At 66.3% G+C, this 17,307-nt stretch carries 17 protein-coding genes and 1 pseudogene; 5 read left to right on the plus strand and 13 right to left on the minus strand.

Annotation, left to right across the window (positions count from 1 at the left end):
• Positions 1-81: 81 nt before the first annotated feature.
• From thyX to BVC93_RS29845, 4 genes are all read right to left on the minus strand, one after another.
• Positions 82-834, minus strand: coding sequence for an FAD-dependent thymidylate synthase (thyX, locus tag BVC93_RS29830; protein WP_083740549.1), 753 nt, complete (start codon positions 832-834; stop codon positions 82-84).
• 63 nt (positions 835-897) lie between these two features.
• Positions 898-2,106: a winged helix-turn-helix domain-containing protein gene (locus BVC93_RS29835; protein WP_083740550.1), complete on the minus strand. Its 1,209-nt coding sequence runs from the start codon at positions 2,104-2,106 to the stop codon at positions 898-900.
• Complete coding sequence (locus BVC93_RS29840) at positions 2,103-2,582, minus strand: dihydrofolate reductase (RefSeq protein WP_083740551.1); 480 nt, start codon at positions 2,580-2,582, stop codon at positions 2,103-2,105. The genes BVC93_RS29835 and BVC93_RS29840 overlap by 4 nt, the downstream gene beginning before the upstream one ends.
• Complete coding sequence (locus tag BVC93_RS29845) at positions 2,579-3,379, minus strand: thymidylate synthase (RefSeq protein WP_083741467.1); 801 nt, start codon at positions 3,377-3,379, stop codon at positions 2,579-2,581. Before BVC93_RS29845 ends, BVC93_RS29840 begins: the two co-directional genes overlap by 4 nt.
• A gap of 41 nt (positions 3,380-3,420) precedes the next feature.
• Between BVC93_RS29845 and BVC93_RS29850 the strand changes: the two genes are divergently transcribed.
• Both BVC93_RS29850 and BVC93_RS29855 read left to right on the plus strand, forming a co-directional pair.
• On the plus strand, positions 3,421-4,158 hold the full coding sequence (locus BVC93_RS29850) for a dienelactone hydrolase family protein (RefSeq protein ID WP_083740552.1): 738 nt from the start codon (positions 3,421-3,423) through the stop codon (positions 4,156-4,158).
• A gap of 19 nt (positions 4,159-4,177) precedes the next feature.
• Complete coding sequence (locus BVC93_RS29855) at positions 4,178-5,095, plus strand: HpcH/HpaI aldolase/citrate lyase family protein (RefSeq protein ID WP_083740553.1); 918 nt, start codon at positions 4,178-4,180, stop codon at positions 5,093-5,095.
• On the opposite strand, the gene BVC93_RS29860 is transcribed toward BVC93_RS29855, so the two are convergent.
• From BVC93_RS29860 to dapB, 4 genes are read right to left on the minus strand one after another with little or no spacing between them, the layout of a single operon-like run.
• Entirely contained in the window at positions 5,089-5,556 is a 468-nt protein-coding gene (locus BVC93_RS29860; protein WP_083740554.1) for a hypothetical protein, read from the minus strand. The two genes, BVC93_RS29855 and BVC93_RS29860, sit on opposite strands and share 7 nt — an antisense overlap.
• A gap of 8 nt (positions 5,557-5,564) precedes the next feature.
• A complete protein-coding gene (locus BVC93_RS29865; RefSeq protein WP_083740555.1) occupies positions 5,565-6,017 on the minus strand; it encodes a flavodoxin family protein in 453 nt (150 codons plus the stop codon).
• Positions 6,014-6,469: a hypothetical protein gene (locus tag BVC93_RS29870; protein ID WP_083740556.1), complete on the minus strand. Its 456-nt coding sequence runs from the start codon at positions 6,467-6,469 to the stop codon at positions 6,014-6,016. Before BVC93_RS29870 ends, BVC93_RS29865 begins: the two co-directional genes overlap by 4 nt.
• 4 nt (positions 6,470-6,473) lie before the next feature.
• Complete coding sequence (dapB, locus tag BVC93_RS29875; RefSeq protein ID WP_083740557.1) at positions 6,474-7,208, minus strand: 4-hydroxy-tetrahydrodipicolinate reductase; 735 nt, start codon at positions 7,206-7,208, stop codon at positions 6,474-6,476.
• A gap of 329 nt (positions 7,209-7,537) precedes the next feature.
• On the opposite strand from dapB, the gene BVC93_RS29880 reads away from it, so the two are divergent.
• Positions 7,538-9,706 carry a molybdopterin-containing oxidoreductase family protein gene (locus BVC93_RS29880; RefSeq protein WP_157517146.1) on the plus strand — a complete coding sequence of 723 codons (2,169 nt, stop codon included), beginning with the start codon at positions 7,538-7,540 and terminating at the stop codon, positions 9,704-9,706.
• Between the two features lie 9 nt (positions 9,707-9,715).
• On the opposite strand, the gene BVC93_RS29885 is transcribed toward BVC93_RS29880, so the two are convergent.
• On the minus strand, positions 9,716-10,390 hold the full coding sequence (locus tag BVC93_RS29885) for a YoaK family protein (protein ID WP_083740559.1): 675 nt from the start codon (positions 10,388-10,390) through the stop codon (positions 9,716-9,718).
• On the minus strand, positions 10,387-10,902 hold the full coding sequence (locus BVC93_RS29890) for an Lrp/AsnC family transcriptional regulator (RefSeq protein ID WP_083740560.1): 516 nt from the start codon (positions 10,900-10,902) through the stop codon (positions 10,387-10,389). Before BVC93_RS29890 ends, BVC93_RS29885 begins: the two co-directional genes overlap by 4 nt.
• A 99-nt stretch (positions 10,903-11,001) precedes the next feature.
• Here BVC93_RS29890 and ald point away from each other — a divergent pair, with 99 nt between their 5' ends.
• Together ald and BVC93_RS29900 are read left to right on the plus strand one after the other, a co-directional pair.
• Positions 11,002-12,114, plus strand: coding sequence for an alanine dehydrogenase (gene ald / locus BVC93_RS29895; protein WP_083740561.1), 1,113 nt, complete (start codon positions 11,002-11,004; stop codon positions 12,112-12,114).
• A 96-nt stretch (positions 12,115-12,210) separates the two neighbouring features.
• A complete protein-coding gene (locus tag BVC93_RS29900; RefSeq protein WP_083740562.1) occupies positions 12,211-12,765 on the plus strand; it encodes a DUF4334 domain-containing protein in 555 nt (184 codons plus the stop codon).
• Here BVC93_RS29900 and bla read toward each other — a convergent pair.
• The 3 genes and pseudogenes from bla to BVC93_RS29915 form a co-directional block, all read right to left on the minus strand.
• Positions 12,762-13,639, minus strand: a pseudogene (gene bla, locus BVC93_RS29905) (class A beta-lactamase). The gene BVC93_RS29900 and the pseudogene bla sit on opposite strands and share 4 nt — an antisense overlap.
• Before the next feature lie 17 nt (positions 13,640-13,656).
• Positions 13,657-14,985: a M16 family metallopeptidase gene (locus BVC93_RS29910; RefSeq protein ID WP_083740563.1), complete on the minus strand. Its 1,329-nt coding sequence runs from the start codon at positions 14,983-14,985 to the stop codon at positions 13,657-13,659.
• Positions 14,963-17,236, minus strand: a complete 2,274-nt coding sequence (locus BVC93_RS29915; RefSeq protein WP_083740564.1) for a polyribonucleotide nucleotidyltransferase — start codon at positions 17,234-17,236, stop codon at positions 14,963-14,965. The genes BVC93_RS29910 and BVC93_RS29915 overlap by 23 nt, the downstream gene beginning before the upstream one ends.
• Positions 17,237-17,307: the final 71 nt, after the last annotated feature.

Raw genomic sequence — 17,307 nt, forward strand, 5'->3', positions numbered from 1 at the left:
GTCAGCACGGTGCCCAACCGTGCATGGGAGTCGATACCGCTGGTGCTCACGGGCCTAAGGTTACCTGGCCCCTCAAGGTGCTCACGCTTCGGTGGCCAGGGGGGATGTCGCCACCTCGGAGCCGTCGGACAGCGTCGCGATCTCAAAATCCGCGAACACCGCGGGAGCGACGTCGGTGAGCTGCCGCAGACACGCGATCGCCAGCCGGCGGATCTCCACATCGGCGTGCTCGCTGGCGCGCATCGCGATGAAGTGCCGCCAGGCGCGGTAGTTCCCGGTGACGACGATGCGGGTTTCGGTGGCGTTCGGCAGCACCGCGCGGGCGGCTTGGCGAGCCTGCTTGCGGCGCAGGGTGGCGTTGGGGACGTCGGCCAAGGTGTCCTCGAGCCTGCTCAGCAACTCGGCGTACGCGGCGCGGCTGGCGTCGGCGGCGTCGGTGAACAACTGCTGCAACTCCGGGTCGTCCTCGATGCCGGGCGGCAGCACCACCTGGGAGTCGTGCTCGGGCACGTAACGCTGCGAGAGCTGCGAGTAGGAGAAGTGCCGGTGCCGGATCAGTTCGTGTGTGCACGAGCGGGAGATGCCGGTGATGTAGAAGCTGACGCTGGCGTGTTCGAGCACCGAGAAATGGCCGACGTCGATGATGTGCTGCAGGTAGCCGGCGTTGGTCGCGGTTTTCGGGTTGGGCTTGGACCAGCTCTGGTAGCAGGCGCGGCCGGCGAACTCCAGCAGCGCGGACCCACCGTCGGCGTCGGTGCTCCAGGGCACGTCAACGGGTGGGGTGAACTCCGTCTTGGCGATCAGTTGTACGCGCAGCGGGGCGATTTCGGCCACGCGGTGAGCCTAACTCGAAGGTGGACTGACAGCGGTCGCCGGCAAGCCCTGCCGGTCAAGCGCCTAGGCCAGCGCCTTGCTCAACTCCCCCACCAGATCACCGCGCTGCCCCACGATCACGTCACCCAGTCCGAGCCACTGCGCCATGACGATCAACTCCTTGGCCAGCGCGACGGCCACCCGTGTTCGGTCCTGGCCGTCCTCGGCGAATGCGCCCGGGACCAGCAGGGCGTCGCGGGTCCGGTCGGCTTTGAGGTCGACGCGGCCCACCAGTTCACCGTCGAGCAAAAACGGCCACACGTAGTACCCGAACTGCCTCTTGGGCGCCGGGGTGTAGATCTCGATGCGGTAGTGGAAGTTCCACAGCCGCTCCACCCTGGGCCGGAAAAAGATCAGCGGGTCGAACGGGCACAACAGCGCAGTCCCGCGGGCGGAGCGTGGAACGGCCTGCCCGACCCGCAGGTACGCCGGCGCCGACCAGCCGTCCACCTCCACCTCTTCCAGCTCACCCTGGGAAACCAGTTGCGCCAGTGCAGGTTTGACCTGACCGGCGGCCAATCGGAAGTAGTCTCGGATGTCCGCTTCGGTGGCTACACCGAGAGCTCCCGCGGCCCGCAAGGACAGCTGGCGCACGGCGTCGTCGTCATCGACCTCACGGGCCATCACGTCGGCCGGCAGCACCCGCTCGCTCAGGTCGTAATGCCGGGCGAAGCCCACCCGCGTGGCCGTGGTCAACACCCCGGAGGCAAACAGTGCCTCAGCCACCCATTTGGTGTCGCTGCGGTCCCACCAGGGGCCCTTGCGTCCACGGGGTTCGGACTCCAGATGCGCCTCGATCTGGCCCGCGGTGGACGGCCCCAGCTCGGTGACAGCGGCCACCACGTCCTCGATCAGCCCCGGATTCTTGGCCACGATCTCGGTTCCCCACCGACCGTGCCGGTACTGGCGCATCCGCCAGCGCAGCAGCGGCCAGTCCTCGACGGCCATGAGCGCCGCTTCGTGAGCCCAGTATTCGACCAGCAGTCGCGGCGCTCTGGCGCTGTGGCTCCAGGCGGCGCGGTCCAGCACGTCTCGGTCGTACGGCCCGAGGCGGCTGAAGATGGGCGCGTAGTGGGCACGCACCGCCACCGACACCGAATCCAGCTGCAGCACCTGGATACGCGAGATCAGTTTGCGAAGATGCGCGCGGTTGACCACTCCGCGGGGCGCCGGTTCGGCGAATCCCTGGGCAGCGACGGCCACCCGTCGGGCCTGGGTGGCGCTGAGCTTCACGGCCGGGTGTAGCTGTAGAACCGGTAACGCAGGCCGGACGAACTGTCCTGCCAGTTCCCGGCCGTACCCGTCCACGTTTCGTCGAGAACTGGCGCCAGGGCGTCGTCGTCCTCGCGCCGCAGGTCGACGTCCACCTCGGTGACCTCACAGCGGGTGGCCCTCGGCAAGGCCAACCCGTAGACCTGCGAACCGCCGATCACCCACGCGCCATCCAGGGACACCTCGTCGAGGGAGGTGATCACCTCTGCTCCGTCAGCCATGTAGTCAGCTTGCCGGGTGAGTACGACATTTTTGCGTCCCGGCAGCGGCCGGAACCGCTCGGGCAGCGACTCCCACGTCAGCCGGCCCATGATAACGGTGTGGCCCATGGTGAGTTCTTTGAACCGCGCCATGTCCTCGGGGACGCGCCAGGGGATGGAGTTGTCACGCCCGATCACCCCGGACGACGATTGCGCCCAGATGAGGTTCAGTGTCATACGGCTACCGGCGCCTTGATGCCGGGGTGCGGATCGTAGTTCTTGATCTCGATGTCGTCGTAGGTGTAGTCGAAGATGGAATCGCGGTGCGCCAGAACAAGTTCCGGATATGGCCTGGCCTCGCGACCGAGTTGCAGGTTCACCTGGTCGACGTGGTTGTCATAGATGTGGCAGTCACCGCCGGTCCAGATGAACTCACCGACTCCCAGCCCGGCTTGCGCGGCCATCATGTGCGTCAGCAGCGCGTAGGACGCGATGTTGAACGGCACCCCCAGGAACAGGTCGGCGCTGCGCTGATACAGCTGGCAGGACAGCCGGCCGTCGGCGACGTAGAACTGGAAGAACGCATGGCACGGCGGCAGCGCCATCTGCGGGATCTCGCCGACGTTCCAGGCCGAGACGATATTGCGGCGGGAATCCGGATCGCGTTTCAGCAGCTCCAGCGCCGCACTGATCTGGTCGATGTGATCGCCGGACGGCGTGGGCCACGATCGCCACTGCACGCCGTACACCGGGCCCAGTTCGCCTGTCTCGGAAGCCCATTCATCCCAAATGGTGACACCGTTGTCTTGCAGCCAGCGCACGTTGGAGTCGCCGCGCAGGAACCACAGCAGCTCGTAGACGATGGACTTCAGATGCACCTTCTTGGTGGTGATCAGGGGAAAACCTGCCGCCAAGTCGTAACGCAGCTGATGGCCGAACACACTGCGGGTGCCGGTGCCGGTGCGATCCGATTTCGGGGTGCCCTGGGCGAGCACGAGACGCAGTAGATCCTCATACGGCGTGGCGATCGGCACCACGTCAGCTTACGTCCACACCACCCGAGTAGAACGGACCCATGCCGATCTTCACCGACACCGTCACCACCGCCGACGGGACCTGCCCCGTCACCGTCGCGACTCCGGACGGCGACGGCCCCTGGCCCGGCGTCGTGATGTACCCGGACGCCGGCGGTGCCCGCGCCACCTTCGACCAGATGGCCGCCGAGTTGGCCGGTTACGGCTACGTGGTCCTGGTTCCGGACGTCTACTACCGAAACGGGCAGTGGGCGCCGTTCGACATGGCGACGGTGTTCGGCGATCAGGAGGAACGCAAGCGGCTGTTCTCCATGATCGGCTCCGTCACCCAGGAAGCCATGGCCACCGACGCCAGCGCCTTCTTCGACTACCTCGCCGCACGCCCGGACGTCCGTGGGCAGACCTTCGGCACCACCGGCTACTGCATGGGCGGGCGCACGTCGATGGTGGTGGCAGGCCTGGTGCCGGACCGGGTCGCCGCGGCCATGTCCTTTCACGGCGGCGGGCTGGTGACCGACGCACCGGACAGCCCCCACCTGCGGTCCGACCAGATCCGGGCGCGGGTATACGTCGCAGGGGCGGCCGCCGATCAGTCCTTCACCGAGGACAACGCCGAGACCCTGGACAAGGCACTGACCGCCGCAGGCGTCACGCACACCGTGGTCATCTACCCGGCCGGACACGGGTTCGCGGTACCCGACAACGCCCCCTACGACCGGGCCGCGGCACAGCGGCACTGGGAGGCCATGGCAGAGGTCTTCGGCGACGAGTTGAGGTGAGCGTGCAACCATAGGCGCCGTGTATGACCAGGTTGATCAGCCCAGCCCCGAAAACCAGCCTGCCGGTTCGCGGATAGACCCGGTACTGGCCCGCAGTTGGCTGCTGGTCAACGGCGCCCAGGGCGAGCGATTCCCGGCCGCGGCTCGATCACGCGCCGACATCGTCGTCCTCGACATCGAAGACGCGGTGGCGCCGAAGGACAAGACGGTGGCCCGCGAGAACGTGACCCGCTGGCTGGCTGACGGCAACAGCGACTGGGTGCGGGTGAACGGCTTCGGCACACAGTGGTGGGCCGACGACCTTGACCTGCTGGCCGGCACATCGGTCGGCGGCGTGATGCTGGCCATGGTGGAATCCGTCGACCACGTGGTCGAGACCGCCAAGCGGTTGCCCGGTGTTCCCATCGTCGCCCTGGTCGAGACGGCGCGCGGCCTGGAGCGCATCACCGAGATCGCCTCGGCCAAAGGCACCTTTCGGCTGGCATTCGGCATCGGCGACTTCCGCCGCGACACCGGGTTCGGCGACAACCCCGCCACCCTGGCCTATGCGCGGTCGCGGTTCACCATCGCGGCCAAGGCCGCCCACCTGCCCAGCGCCATCGACGGGCCGACCATCGGGACCAGCGCGCTGAAGCTCATCGAGGCCACCGCGGTGTCCGCCGAGTTCGGCATGACGGGCAAGATCTGTCTGACGCCGGACCAGTGCGCCGCCGTCAACGAAGGTCTGTCCCCGTCGAAGGACGAGATCAGCTGGGCCAAGGAGTTTTTCGCCGAGTTCGAACGCGACGGCGGCGAGATCCGCAACGGTTCCGACCTGCCCCGGATCGCCAGGGCCAACAAGATCCTGGATCTGGCCCGGGCGTACGGCATCGAGGAGTCACCGTTCGACGATTCCGAAACCCACGCCCCGGCGCCATCGGACACCTACCACTACTGAACCTTGTCGGCCCGCCGGCGCGACTGCATGTAAGTGGCCAGTGCGCGCAGCAGACCGCGGGCGGCGTAGACGGCCGCGACGAGCGACAACACGATCAGCACGATGAACATCACCAGCCAGTTGGACCGGCTGTGGCTGACGTTCCACCAGACGACGGTGAACAGCACCGCACAGACGAAGACCACGATGTCGCGCCAGTTGCCCTGGTAAGACGCCGCGATCAGGCGCAATTCGCGGTTCTTGTCCACCGCAGCGATCATGTCGTCGATACGCAGGTTGATCACCCGCTGCAGTTCAGCTCGACGTTCCACCTGATCGGCGGGGATGTTCTCCAGCAGTTCCATGTCCTGCTTGATCAGCGCCCGCACGTCCGGGGTGCGCATGTTTCCTGCCGCCAAACCCAACAGTGCACCTCCGGCAATGGGCGCGCCCGCCAGCGCGATTTCAGCGAGACCCGGCATGGTTCCCCCTAGTTCATCAGAGTCGCGGCGAGGGTGCCGCCGAGTTCATACGCCCGTGCGCGCACCGCAGCGTCGACGCCACCGGTGACCTCGAGCACGTCGGCCACCCTGGCCAAGGACAGTCCGGCGGTCAAACGCCCGACCGAAGCCGTCGCCCCGGCGGTGTCGTTGTTGCCGTGCACCCACAGACCGTAAGGCCGCCCGGCCACATGGTCCAGGATCGGGTAGTACACCGTGTCGAAGAAGTACTTGAGCGCACCCGACATGTAGCCGAAGTTGGCGGTGGTGCCGAACAGGAAGCCGTCGGCCGCCAACGCATCGGGCACGGTGGCGGCCAGTGCTGGACGGACGACGACGTCGACGCCGGTGATCTCGGGGTCCCTGGCACCGCCGAGCACCGCCTCCAACACCTCGCGGGTGGCCGGTGACGGGGTGTGGTGCACCACCAGCAGCGTGGTCACCGCTGCTGTCGTTCCTTGTCGACGGCGGTGCGCATGGCCTCGCGGGCCCGGCTGCGATCACCGGCGTAGTCGTAGGCCCTGGCCACCCGATACCAGCGGATCCAGTTGTCGGGGTCGGCGTCCAGCTCGGCGCGCACGGTGTTGAACATCTGGTCGGCGGCGTCGCGTTCGATGCGACCCGAGGCGCGGCGAGGCAGGTCGCTGACGTCGAGATCCATCCCCGCCTCTCGCGCTTGCCGAGCCAGCCGCTGGTGGGCGAATCCGGCACGCAACGTGGCGATCATCGCCCATGCCCCGACGATCGGTAACAACAGCAAGGCGATCCCCAACCCGACCGGCGCCAGGCGACCGTCGGTGATCAGCGCCACGGCGATGCGGCCGAGCAACACGAAGTAGAGGACCAGGGCCAGGCAGAAGAACCCGATCAGGATCTGGGTGCGCAGGGCCCGCATGGCTCTAGAGGTCCATCAGAGGTTCGATACCCACCGTCAACCCCGGTCGCGAAGCGACGGTGCGTACCGCCAGCAGCACACCGGGCACGAACGAGGTGCGGTCAAGGCTGTCATGACGGATGGTCAGCGTCTCCCCCTGAGTGCCGAACAGCACTTCCTGGTGGGCGATCAGCCCGGCGAGGCGTACCGAGTGCACTCGCACGCCGTCGACGTCAGCGCCGCGGGCACCGTCGAGGCCGGTGCTGGTGGCATCGGGGCTGGGCGGCAGGCCTTTTCGAGCCTCGGCGACCAGCGCGGCGGTGCGGGCGGCGGTGCCGGACGGGGCATCGGCCTTGTGTGGGTGGTGTAGTTCGATGACCTCGACCGACTCGAAGAAACGGGCAGCCTGCTTGGCGAAGTGCATGGACAGGACGGCACCGATGGCGAAGTTGGGGGCGATCAAGACGGCGCTCTCGGGCTTGTCGGCCAGCCAGGTGCGCACCTGTTCGATGCGGTCCTCGGTGAACCCAGTGGTGCCCACGACCGCGTGAATTCCGTTGTCGATGAGGAACTTCAGGTTGTCCATCACCACGCTCGGATGGGTGAAGTCGATGACAACCTCGGTGTTGGTGTCAGTGAGCGTGGACAACGGGTCACCAGCGTCGACACCGACGGACAGTTCGAGATCCGGCGCCTCCTGCACCGCCGCCACCATGGTGGCCCCAACCTTGCCCTTTGCCCCCAGCACTCCGACTCGCATGCCCAAAGCGTAGTCAGCGCCACCGGCGTCGAGTTACCGAGGGCGGCGTCACCGGCTTCCCGTCGACAATGCCACCGGTAATCGACAGCGCACGTCGGTGAACCTCGACAGGATCGAACACCTGTTCCAACTCTCGACGCAGAAGCACCGCGGTCGAGACACATGAGTCCGGTCGACATTCGACGGTCCACCTGTACTCCGACTCACCGGGTGAGCGCATGCGCCTCGGCGTTGCGTCACAGCAGTTTTACGTTGAGGCAATTGCCCAGCCACACGGCTGGGGGTTACTGAGATGAGTCGCATTTTCCGCCAGCCCTGGAGGAATGACCATGACACTCGCCCACCAGAATCTCAGCATCGTCCGTGGCGCCTGTCCGCACGACTGCCCCGACACCTGCGCCATGCTCTATGAAGTTCAGGACGGCAAACTCATCGGCGTCAAAGGCGATCCTGACCACCCGATGACCCGCGGTGGCCTGTGCGTCAAGGTGAAGAACTTCCACGAGCACCACTACCAGTCTGATCGCTTACTGCACCCGATGCGCCGCGTAGGAGCAAAGGGCGCAGGCGAATTCGAGCGGATCACCTGGGACGAGGCACTGGCAGAGATCAAACAGCGCTGGACCGAGATCATCGAGACCTACGGCAGCCAGGCCATCATGCCGCACGCCTACCTGGGGCACCAGGGAGTGCTCAACGGCCTCACCTCCGGGGACGCGTTCTTCAACCGGCTGGGCTCTACCGTCGCCGAGAAGACGTACTGCGAATCAGGGTCGTCCACCGCCTGGCACATGACCGTCGGCGGTTCGGGCGGTCTGGACATCGAGTCCATGGCGCATTCGAAGTACATCATCGTGTGGGGCATGAACATGACCAGCACCAACCTGCACGGCTGGCCGTTCTTGCTGGAGGCGCGAAAACACAACGGCGCCAAGATTGTTGTGATCGACCCGGTGCACAATCGGACTGCGCGGCAGGCCGACTGGCACATCCCCATCCGGCCCGGCACCGACGGCGCCCTTGCCATGGGCATGATCCACGAGATCATCGCGCAGGGGCTGGTGGACACTGACTACGTCGCGAAGTACACCGTCGGCTATGACGAGCTGGCAGCCCGTGCGCAGGCGTTCCCGCCCGAGCGGGTACAGGAGATCACCGGCATTCCCGCCGATGACGTCCGCACCCTGGCACGGGAGTACGCCACCAGCCAACCGGCAGCCATTCGCCAGGGTGTCGCTCTGGAGCGCAATCGTGGTGGCGGCCAAGCGATTCGCGCCATCACCTGCCTTCCCGCACTGGTTGGAGCCTGGCGCCATGTGGGCGGTGGCACCATGGAGATGCCCATTTGGGAGTTCCCCACCCAATTCGACAAGATCTGCATGCCGCAGTGGATTCCCGAAGGCACCCGGGTGGTCAACGAGCTGGATCTCGGTATGGCACTCACCGGAGAGCTGGAACTCAACCCACCGATCAAGTCGCTGTTCGTCTACAACTCGAACCCCGTCTCTCAGGGTCCCGCACAGCAGAAGACGATGAACGGGCTGATGCGTGACGATCTCTTCACGGTCGTCAGCGAGCATTTCATCACCGATACCGCAAAGTTCGCCGACATCGTGCTGCCCGCCACCATGCAGGCCGAGCAGCTGGACATCATGGTCACGTGGGGCCATCTGTACATCTCGCTCAATCAGCCGGCCATCGAGCCGCCCGGCGAGTGTGTGCCGAACGTCGAGCTGTTCCGCCGGCTGGCCGCCACCATGGAATTCGATGCCGAGTCGATGAAGTACTGGAATCGCACCGATCGGGAGATGCTGATCGACTTCCACGATTGGCAGGCCCCTGCGTTGCACGGCATCACCGTCGACAAGCTGGAGGAAGTGGGGTGGATGCGGCTCAACGTCGGCACCCCCGACACCCGGGCACCACACGCCGAAGGCAATTTCCCCACCCCATCGGGCAAGTGCGAGTTCCGATCCAGCCTCGCTGAAGGCGGCAACTTCGTGGTCCCGGTGTGGCGCTCGATGTACGAGGACAAGCAGCCGGGCGGATACCTCGACCCGGTACCGGACTACGTGGCACCGTTCGAATCGCGGCAGTCCAATCCCGAACTCGCCGAACGCTTCCCGTTGAGCATCATCACACCGAAGCCGCATGCCTTCCTCAACAGTCAATACGGCAACGCGCCGGACAAGCGGGCCGCCCAGGGCGAACTGCGGGTGTTCATCCACCCTGTCGACGCCGCCGAGCGCCAGATCGCCGACGGGGATCTGGTGCGGGTGTTCAACGATCGCGGCGCGTTCGAGGCCCCAGCTGTGCTGGACTCCGGCCTGATCGTGGGCCTGGTGATGTCGAATGTCGGCTACTGGCAGGACAAGCCGTCAGGCACCACCGTCAATGCCATCACCTCGGACCGCCACTGCGAGTTCGGCAACGCCGGCGTCTACGGCGACAATCTGGTGGAGGTCGAGAAGATGGTGGAGGAAGCCGTCGCCGTCTAGGGACGGCCGTCAGCGCAGCCTGGTCTCGTCGATGATGAACAGCACCAACGTCACCGCCAGCACCACCGCGGCCACCCAGACAGCCCGCACACCCCAGGCGAAGGAGGCGACGGCGCCGATCACGGCGCCGCCGGAAAACGCCAGGATCAGCGTGCCGTAGATCCGGACCGCCCGTCGTCCCTGGTCGTGTTTCTCGACGAAGCCGTCGTATCCGGATTCCACGAACCGCATCATGTTCCCGGTGGTAGCGACGGGCAGATACGCCAGATCTCCGATGTTGCGGAACAGACCGATCTGCATGGCGGCCAGAAAGGAGATCGGCACCGTCACGTAGCTGTGCGGCACCGAGGCCGGCACAAAGCCGACGATCACCAGCGCGGCGGCCTGCACTGCCATGGTCCAGCGAAGCGGGTGCGGGACCACACGTTCGGCGCGGCCCGACTTGATGTGGGCCGCCAGCGCCACCCCGGCGATGAAGGCCAGCAGCGGCCACACGTGCGCGAAGGCTGCGGCCAGTTTCGCCTGCGAGACCTCGATGGCGAAGAGAATGACGTTGCCGGTCTGGACATTGGCGAAGACGCCGCCGCGCGCCACGTAGGTGTAAGCGTCGAGGAATCCGTTGGCGAGGGTGAGCAGAAGTGCGAACCACAGCGTGCGGGTCCGTTCACTGTCGGGACCGGTCACAGCGGCGCGGCCCCTCGCAGGTGCTCGAAGATCAGGGAGGTCTGGGTGCCGGCCACGTCGGCGTCGGCGTTGAGGTTCTCCACCACGAAGGCGCGCAGGTCGTCGGTGTCGCGGGCGGCGACGTGCAGGATGAAGTCGTCGGCGCCGGCCAGGAAGTACACGTCCATCACCTGCGGTTTGCTTCTGATCTGCCCGATGAAGTGCCGGATCTTGCCGCGGGCGTTGGACTGCAGACTCACCGAGATCATTGCCTGCAGGGAGAGCCCGATCGCGGCGGGATCGATGTCGGTGTAGAAGCCGCGGATCACCCCCATGTCCTGCAATCGCCGGACACGACCATGACACGTCGATGCGGCGATACCGACGGCATCGGCCAGGGCACTGTTGGAGATGCGGGCATCGGCATGCAGCGCCGCCAGGATCCGCCGGTCCACGTCGTCGATCTCGGCGCCCCGAACATCCTTCGGGGGATGCGGGCGACGCACCGCGGATCCTGCTGATTCTTCTGACATACGAGGACCATACCGAATCATCATCACAATCATTGCCATCTAGATGGGATTTCTTCACAATTGTAGGCAACCACCGCAAGTCCCAACCCAGGAGCGATCATGCGCGTCGGCATCCCGACCGAGATCAAAAACAACGAGTTCCGCGTCGCCATCACCCCTTCCGGTGTGGCCGAACTGGTCCGCCGCGGCCACGATGTCGCCATCCAGGCCGGCGCCGGCGAGGGCTCGGCGATCACCGATACCGATTTCAAAGCCGCGGGCGCGGAGATCGTCGGCACTGCTGACCAGGTGTGGGCCGAGGCCGAGCTGCTGCTCAAGGTCAAGGAACCCATCGAGGCCGAGTACGCCCGGTTGCGCAAGGGCCAGACCCTGTTCACCTACCTGCACCTGGCTGCGTCCAGGCCGTGCACCGACGCCCTGTTGGCCTCGGGCACCACGTCCATCGCCTTTGAGACGGTGCAGACCGCGGATGGGGCGCTGCCCCTGCTCGCACCGATGAGCGAGGTCGCCGGCCGCCTGTCCGCCCAGGTGGGCGCCTACCATCTGATGCGCACCCAGGGCGGTCGCGGTGTATTGATGGGCGGCGTTCCCGGCGTCGCCCCGGCCAACGTCGTGGTGATCGGCGGCGGGATGGCAGGCCTCAATGCCGCCCGCGTCGCCAAGGGCATGGGCGCCCACGTCACCGTCTTCGACCTGAACATCAACACCCTGCGCAAGGTCGACGCCGAGTTCGGCGGCACGATCGCCACCCGCTACTCGTCCGCGTTGGACCTGGAGGCCGCAGTCACCAACGCCGACCTGGTGATCGGCGCCGTACTGGTGCCGGGCGCCAAGGCGCCCAAGCTGGTGACCAATTCCACTGTGGCACAGATGAAGTCTGGCGCGGTTCTGGTGGACATCGCCATCGATCAGGGCGGCTGCTTCGAGGATTCGCGGCCCACCACCCACGATGACCCGACGTTTGCCGTGCATGACACGGTGTTCTACTGCGTGGCCAACATGCCGGGCGCGGTGCCGCGCACCTCCACCTTCGCGCTGACCAACTCGACCATGCCGTATGTGCTCAAGCTCGCCGACAAGGGCTGGCAGGCGGCCTGCCGGTCCGATGCCGCACTGGCCAAGGGCCTGTCCACCCACGCCGGCGCCTTGCTGTCGGAGCAGGTGGCCGCCGATCTGGAACTGCCGTTCACCGATCCCGCCACCGTGCTGTAAGACCTCACTCAACTCGCCCGGTCGGCTGGCAAGCCGACCGGGCGATGTCGTCTCCGTCGCCGGCTGTCATTGACAGGTGTCAAGTATGGTGGACGCATGATGTTGAGTGACGTCCTCCCGAGTACGCCCACCACCACCGCCGAGGCCTTGGCCATCTTCGATGCCGCGCCCGCCGTGGCGCCCGAGTTCATGATCGGCACCTGGCACGGCGCCGAGCTGCCGACCAGCCACCCTCTCGACGGGTTCCTGGCCGCCAGCGGCTGGTGGGGAAAACAATTCGTGGACTCCGAGAACGTGCACCCGCTGCTGTTCCCGACCGCCGACGGCTCCGGCCTGTGGGCACTGAACCCGGTGCTGGCTTTCGGAGGCCTCGGCGTCGCGGCCAAACTACCCGGCGTCAAGAGCCGGTCGTTCAAGAAACCGATCTCCACCATGCGGTCGGTGCTGCAGACCCGTGCCCCCAAGGCCCGACTACGCACCACCCGTTACCGCGGCACGGATACCGCGACCATGATCTACGACCAGCTGCCCATCAACGACGTGTTCCGGCAACTGTCCAACGACGCCGTGATCGGCGCGATGGATCTGCGTGGCTCGGCACGCCCGTACTTCTTCGTACTGCGCCGTGACGACTCACTGAGGCTGGTCTAGAACCCGGCCATCACCGCCGCCGCGATCTCCGGCATCACCGGCCGGAACCCTTCGGCATCCGAATCGTCACCGGCAGAGCGGACCATCACCGACAACACCACCGTGCGACCGTCCGGGCCGAAGACCACCCCGACGTCGTTGGTACTGCCGTAATCGCCGCTGCCGGTCTTGTCGGCGAACGTCCAGCCGGCGGGCAGACCAGGACGCAGGCTCGAGGTGGTGTTGGTCTTCATCCAGTCGACCAACTGTGTACGCATCCCGAGCCCAGGACAGCGCCGGTGATGAGCTCCCGGAACCCGTTCCCCAGCGCCATCGGCGTGCTGGTGTCGCGCGGATCCCCTGGCACAGCGGCGTTGAGTTCGGTCTCCCAACGGTCCAGACGAGTCTGCTGATCGCCGATGCTGCGCGCGAATTCGGTGATGGCCGGCGGGCCGCCGATGCCGTGCAACAGGTAGTTGGACGCGGCATTGTCGCTGAAATGCAAAGCGGCGACACACAGCTCAGACAACGTGATGGGTCGCCCGACGAAGGTCTCGGTGACCGGCGAATTCGACATCAGGTCGGCCTCGTGCACAGTCACCGTGTCAGTGAGCGACAGTTCGCCGCGCTCGGCGCGTTGAAGCACCCGAGCGGCCAGGTAGGCCTTGAACGTCGAGCACATGGCGAACCGGTCGTTTTCACGGTGTGCCACTACCTGTCCGATCTGCACGTCGAGGGCGTACACACCAACCAGGGCGCCCAGCCTACGCTCCAGATCAGCGATCTGGTCGAGCACTTCAGCACCTTCGGCTGCCGCCGGAGCTGAGCCGAATGCGGCCAGCGCCACACACGTGAGCCCGCCGGCGAGGACGTTTCTTCGTGACAGTCGGTCCATGACCGCCACGCTACACGTCAGCCGGTGATGCGCCGGAGACGTTGTGGCAGCGAACGTTTGGTGACACCAGATCCCAGTACCGCGGCACCGAACTGTTTGCCAAGCAGGCTGCGCGCCACGGCGTTCACTTCGTCCAGGGTCACCGCATCGATCTCGTCGAGGGTCTCCGACAGGCTGCGGTGCCTGCCGTAGTTCAGCTCGCTGCGACCGATGCGGTGCATCCGCGATGCCGAATCCTCCAGCCCCAGAACCATTCCCCCGCGCAATGAACCCTTGGCGATCCGACATTCGTTCTCGGTGATGCCATCGCTTGCCACCGCGTCGAGCACATCGGCGGTGACTCTGACCACCTCGTCGAAGCGCTCCGGCAGGCAGCCGGCGTACACCGACAGCGCCCCGGTGTCGGAGAACGTGTCCACCGACGAGTAGACCGAGTACGCCAACCCTCTCGACTCTCGGATCTGTTGGAACAGTCGCGAACTCAGACCGCCGCCGAGCGCGGTGTTGAGCACTGTCAACGCCCAGCGGTGCTGCCAGTGTCGGCCAGGGGTGCGCACTCCGAGCAGCATGTGGGTTTGCTCCGAATCGCGCTGCACCACCTGCAGGTTGGGGTAGCCGCCTACGCGGCCGGCGCCCTTGCGAGGTTGTTGCGACTCTTTGCCTTTCACCAGGTGCGGGCCGAAGTGCTCACGCACCAGTCCCAGCACCTCGTCGTGGTCGATGTTTCCGGCGACCGCCACCACCATGCGGTCGGGAGTGTAGCGGCGCACGTGAAACGAATGCAGCTGCGTACGGGTCATCGCCTCGATGGACTCGACGCTGCCGATGACCGGCCGCCCGACGGGGTGCCTGCCGAACATCGCCGATAGGAACACATCCCCCAGCGCGTCCTCGGGATCGTCGTCGCGCATGGCGATCTCTTCGAGCACGACGTCACGCTCGAGGTCCACATCCTCATGCGCACAACGGCCGTTGAGCACCACGTCGGCCACCAGGTCCACGGCCAGTGCCAGATCGTTGTCCAGGACGTGGGCGTAATAGCAGGTGTGCTCTTTGGCGGTGAATGCGTTCAGTTCACCGCCGACGGCGTCCACCGACTGCGCGATGTCGACCGCCGACCGGGTCGGTGTGGACTTGAACAGCAGGTGCTCGAGGAAGTGCGCCGCGCCGGCCACCGTCGGTCCTTCGTCGCGGGAACCGACACCGACCCACACACCGACCGATGCCGAACGTACCGACGGGACGAACTCGGTGACGACGCGGAGGCCGCCGGGCAGCGTGGTACGCCGAACCCGGGCGGCCTCCGTGACGGACTCCTGAGTGCTACGAGCTGGCGGTCGCAACATCGGCAGGCGCGGAATCAGTTGCACCCGAACCGTTTTCCGAGGCAGCTTCCGCTGTTTCTTCCTCGGCGACAAGCACCAGCGAGATCTTGCCGCGGTTGTCGATGTCGGCGATCTCCACGCGGAGCTTGTCACCGACCTTCACCACGTCCTCGACCTTGGCGATGCGCTTGCCGCGGCCCAGCTTGCTGATGTGCACCAGCCCGTCGCGGCCCGGCAGCAGCGAGACGAAAGCTCCGAAGTCAGTGGTCTTCACCACCGTGCCCAGGAACCGCTCGCCGACTTTGGGCAGCTGCGGGTTGGCAATGGCGTTGATCTTGTCGATCGCCGCCTGCGCCGACGGGCCGTCGGCCGCACCGACGAACACGGTGCCGTCGTCCTCGATGGAGATCTGGGCGCCGGTCTCCTCGGTGATGGAGTTGATCATCTTGCCCTTGGGCCCGATGACCTCGCCGATCTTGTCCACGGGCACCTTGATGGTGGTGATCCGCGGCGCGTACGGGCTCATCTCGTCGGGGGTGTCGATGGCCTCGGCCATGACCTCGAGGATGGTGCTGCGGGCGTCCTTGGCCTGGCTCAGCGCGCCGGCCAGCACCTGGGACGGGATACCGTCCAGCTTGGTGTCCAGCTGCAGGGCGGTCACGAAGTCCTTGGTGCCGGCAACCTTGAAGTCCATGTCGCCGAACGCGTCCTCGGCGCCCAGGATGTCGGTCAGCGCGACGAAGCGGCGCTCGGTCTTGCCGTCCACCTCAACGTCGTCGGAGACCAGACCCATGGCGATGCCGGCGACGGGGGCCTTGAGCGGCACACCGGCGTTCAGCAGCGACAGGGTGGAGGCACACACCGAGCCCATGGAGGTGGAACCGTTGGAGCCCAACGCTTCCGACACCTGGCGGATGGCGTAGGGGAACTCCTCGACGCTGGGCAGCACGGGCATCAGCGCCCGCTCGGCCAGCGCACCGTGGCCGATCTCGCGACGCTTGGGCGAACCGACTCGTCCGGTCTCACCGGTCGAGTACGGCGGGAAGTTGTAGTGGTGCATGTAGCGCTTGGTGGTCTCCGGTCCCAGCGAGTCGATCTGCTGAGCCATCTTCACCATGTCGAGTGTGGTGACACCCATGATCTGGGTCTCGCCGCGCTCGAACAGGGCGCTGCCGTGGGCCCGCGGGATCACGGCCACCTCGGCGGACAGAGCGCGGATGTCTGTGATGCCGCGGCCGTCGATGCGGAAGTGGTCGGTCAGGATGCGCTGGCGCACCAGCTTCTTGGTCAGCGACCGGTAGGCGGCGCCGATCTCCTTCTCACGGCCGGCGAACTGCTCACCGAGCCGGTCGAGAACCTCGCCCTTGATCTCGTTGGTGCGGTCGTCGCGCTCCTGCTTGCCGGTGATGGTGAGCGCCTTGCCCAACTCCTCGGTGGCCACCGAGGCCACCGCGTAGTACACGTCTTCGGCGTAGTCCGGGAACAGCGGGTAGTCCGCGGTCTCCTTGCCCGCGGCTGCGTGCAGCTCTTCCTGGGCGGTGCACAGGACGGCGATGAACGGCTTGGCGGCTTCCAGGCCCTCGGCGACAATCGCCTCGGTGGGCGCCTGAGCACCGCCGGCGACCAGCTCGATCACCTTGTCGGTGGCCTCGGCCTCGACCATCATGATCGCCACGTCATCGGCGGTTTTACGCCCTGCGACCACCATGTCGAACACGGCGCCCTCGAGCTGCTCGACGGTGGGGAACGCCACCCACTGGCCGTTGATGAGGGCGACACGCACACCACCGACGGGGCCGGCGAACGGCAGGCCGGCGATCTGGGTGGAGGCCGATGCGGCGTTGATGGCCAGCACGTCGTACAGGTCGGCCGGGTTGAGGCTCAAGACGGTGACCACGACCTGGATCTCGTTGCGCAGACCCGAGACGAAGGTGGGGCGCAGCGGCCGGTCGATCAGGCGGCAGGTCAGGATCGCATCGGTGGAGGGGCGGCCTTCACGACGGAAGAACGAACCCGGGATCCGGCCCGCGGCGTACATCCGCTCCTCGACATCGATGGTCAAGGGGAAGAAGTCGAAATGATCCTTGGGGCTCTTGCTGGCGGTGGTGGCGCTCAGCAGCATGGTCTCGTCGTCGAGGTAGGCGACGACGGAGCCGGCGGCCTGCTGGGCCAGTCGGCCGGTCTCGAATCGGATGGTGCGGGTGCCGAAGCTCCCGTTGTCGATGACGGCGGTGGTTTCGAACACGCCTTCGTCAATTTCAGCTGCAGACATAGAGGACCGTGTGGGCCTTCCTGGTTGATGTTCACATGGTTTCGCGTCGTCACGCGTCAACCCCAGTGGCT

This window comes from Mycobacterium sp. MS1601 (assembly GCF_001984215.1).
Classification (GTDB): Bacteria; Actinomycetota; Actinomycetes; order Mycobacteriales; family Mycobacteriaceae; genus Mycobacterium.